The organism is Agromyces humi (assembly GCF_009720255.1).
GTDB lineage: Bacteria > Actinomycetota > Actinomycetes > Actinomycetales > Microbacteriaceae > Agromyces > Agromyces humi.
Window position 1 is genome coordinate 1 of sequence record NZ_WJSP02000420.1, and the last position, 3007, is coordinate 3007.

General features: G+C 71.6%; 3 protein-coding genes. All 3 read left to right on the forward strand.

Annotation, left to right across the window (positions count from 1 at the left end; translation table 11 throughout):
* Positions 1-287: 287 nt before the first annotated feature.
* Positions 288-1607 carry an L-fuconate dehydratase gene (locus tag GH736_RS20170; RefSeq protein ID WP_159606511.1) on the forward strand — a complete coding sequence of 440 codons (1320 nt, stop codon included), beginning with the start codon at positions 288-290 and terminating at the stop codon, positions 1605-1607.
* Positions 1604-2581, forward strand: a complete 978-nt coding sequence (locus GH736_RS20175) for an aldo/keto reductase (protein ID WP_159606513.1) — start codon at positions 1604-1606, stop codon at positions 2579-2581. Before GH736_RS20170 ends, GH736_RS20175 begins: the two co-directional genes overlap by 4 nt.
* The coding region (locus GH736_RS20180) for an amidohydrolase family protein (RefSeq protein ID WP_235934543.1) at positions 2578-3007 on the forward strand (430 nt) is incomplete at its 3' end. The genes GH736_RS20175 and GH736_RS20180, both read left to right, overlap by 4 nt.

Here is a 3007-nt window from a genome sequence, read left to right on the forward strand (position 1 = left end):
CGCTCGCGCCGTTCCTCGAGGTGCTGCCCGACGCGCAGTTCTACCCGAGCACGAACCCCAAGTGGTCGGCGACGGATGCCGCGTTCAAGGCGCTCTTCGGACAGATCCAGACCAAGCCCTCCCAGGATGGGCCGTTCAGGAACACCGCGAGGCACATCAGGCCCCGCGCTGAACATCCGAGCTCTCGGCGCGTGATTCGGCGATACGGGAAGATTCTTGCATACCCGTGGACGGTTGACAGCAGAGACATCCGATGTTTATGCTCGGGCTCGCCACGAAAGGACGCCATGAGCACGATCGTCAGTGTTGACACCAGGGACATCCGCTTCCCGACCTCGCTCCAGCTCGACGGGTCGGACGCGATGAACCCCGACCCCGACTACTCCGCGGCGTACGTCGTGCTGCGCACGGATGCGCCCGACGGGCTCGAGGGCCACGCGTTCGTGTTCACGATCGGCCGCGGCAACGACGTGCAGGTCGCGGCGCTCGAGGCGCTGCGCGGCCACCTCGTCGGCGAGGACGTCGAAGCGCTGCTCGCCGACATGGGGGCCGCCTCGCGTCGACTCGTGCACGACTCGCAGCTGCGCTGGCTCGGCCCGGAGAAGGGCGTCATGCACATGGCGATCGGGGCGGTGGTCAATGCGCTCTGGGACCTGCGCGCCAAGCGGGCCGGCCTCCCGCTCTGGCAGCACCTCGCCGGCCTCAGTCCCGAGGAGCTGGTCTCGCTGGTCGACTTCCGCTACCTCAGCGACGCCATCACGCCCGAGGAGGCGCTCGCGATCCTGCGGGCCGCTGAAGCGGGCCGGGCCGAGCGCACCGCCCACCTCCTCGACGTCGGCTACCCGGCGTACACGACGACGCCAGGCTGGCTCGGCTATTCGGACGAGAAGCTCGAGCGTCTCTGCCGGGAGGCCGTGGCCGACGGGTTCCCCCAGATCAAGCTGAAGGTCGGCGCCGACCTCGCCGACGACGTGCGGCGGCTCCGCATCGCCCGCGGCGCGGTCGGCCCCGGGTTCCCCATCGCGATCGATGCGAACCAGCGATGGGATGTCGCCGACGCCATCGAATGGGTCAACGCCCTCGCCGAGTTCGAGCCGGCGTGGATCGAGGAGCCGACCAGCCCCGACGACATCCTCGGACACGCCGCCATCGCCCGCGGTGTCGCCCCCGTTCGCGTCGCCACGGGCGAGCACGTGCAGAACCGCATCGTGTTCAAGCAGCTGCTGCAGGCCAGCGGCATGGACGTGATGCAGATCGACGCCACCCGGGTCGGCGGGGTCAACGAGAACATCGCGAACCTCCTGCTCGCCGCGAAGTTCGGCGTGCCCGTGTGCCCGCACGCCGGCGGCATCGGACTCTGCGAAGCCGTGCAGCACCTCTCGATGTTCGACTACGTCGCGGTCTCGGGCACGATGGACGGACGCATGATCGAGTACGTCGACCACCTGCACGAGCACTTCGTGACCCCGACCGTCGTCGTGCGCGGGCGTTACCTCGCACCGACGGCACCGGGCGCCGGCACCGAGATGCTGCAGGACTCCATCGACGCGAACACGTGGCAGGGATCGCACGCCGGCCAGGACGAGCACGTGGCGGCGCCGGCATGAGCACGCCCTCCGCGGAGGTCACGAGCGCCGGTCGCCTGGGGCCGGTCGGCCTCGGCACGGCGCCGCTCGGCAACCTCTACCGCAAGGTCACGGATGCCGCAGCGCACGCGGCGCTCGAGGCGGCCTGGGCCGGCGGCATCCGCTACTACGACACCGCGCCCCACTACGGCCTCGGCCTCTCGGAGCGGCGCCTCGGCGCCTTCCTCCGCGGCCGGCCACGCGACGAGTTCGTGCTGTCGACCAAGGTCGGCCGCGTGCTCGAGCCCAATCCCGCATTCGCCGACGGCGACGACTTGGCCGACGGCTTCGCGGTGCCGAACGACCTCGTGCGGCGCTACGACCCGAGTGAGTCCGGCGTGCGTCGCAGCATCGAGGACTCGCTCGAGCGGCTCGGACTCGACCGGATCGACATCGCCTACCTGCACGACCCCGACGTCTACGACCTCGACCGCGGCATCGCCGAGGGACTTCCGGCACTGTCGCGTCTCCGCGACGAGGGCGTCGTCGGCGCGATCGGCATCGGCACGAACGATGCGGATGCCGCAGCGCGGGCCGTGCGCGAGGGCGACCTCGACCTCGTGATGATCGCCGGACGGTACACCCTGCTGGAGCAGCCGGCGCTCGCCGACCTGCTGCCCCTCTGCGAGTCGCGCGGGGTCGGCGTGGTCGCGGCCGCGCCGTACAACTCGGGACTGCTCGCGACCGACGAGCCGGGGGAGGGCGCCCACTACGACTACGGCGAGGTGCCCGACGACGTGCTGCGCCGCGCGCGCGAGCTCGCGGCCGCCTGCCGCCGACACGGGGTGTCGCTCCCGGTCGCAGCGATCCGGTATCCGCTGCGGCATCCGGCCGTCCGCTCGGTGGTGGTCGGCTCGGCACGGCCCGAGGCGGTGCGCGAGAACCTCGAGCGCGCACGCGAGACCGTGCCCGAGCAGGTCTGGGCTTCGCTCCGCGACGAGGGGCTGATCCCGTGACCGGCCGGGTGATCGACGCCCACCTGCACCTGTGGGACCGCTCGCGGGGCGGCTACGCCTGGATCACGCCCGAGCTCGGGCCGCTCTTCCGCGACTTCGGGCCCGCTGAGGCCGAGGCGGAACTGCGGTCGGCAGGGGTGGATGCGGCCATCCTCGTGCAGGCCGACGACTCGACCGCTGACACCCGATCCATGCTCGACGTGGCCCGTGGGAACGACTGGGTCGCGGGCGTCGTCGGGTGGGTGCCGCTCGATGACGATCGAGCCGCCGCGGCCGCCCTCGACGAGCTCGACGCGGAGCCGATGCTCCGCGGAATCCGGCACCTCGTGCACGACGACCCGCGCGACGAGTTCCTCGACCTGCCCGTGGTGCGCGCGTCGCTCGCCGCGGTGGCCGCGCACGGCCTCGTGTTCGACGTGCCCGATG

What these genes read in the sequence shown, in the direction of transcription:
- GH736_RS20170 (WP_159606511.1), top strand. Translation starts at nt 288, where the DNA reads ATGAGCACGATCGTCAGTGTTGACACCAGGGACATCCGCTTCCCGACC.
- GH736_RS20175 (WP_159606513.1), top strand. Translation starts at nt 1,604, where the DNA reads ATGAGCACGCCCTCCGCGGAGGTCACGAGCGCCGGTCGCCTGGGGCCG.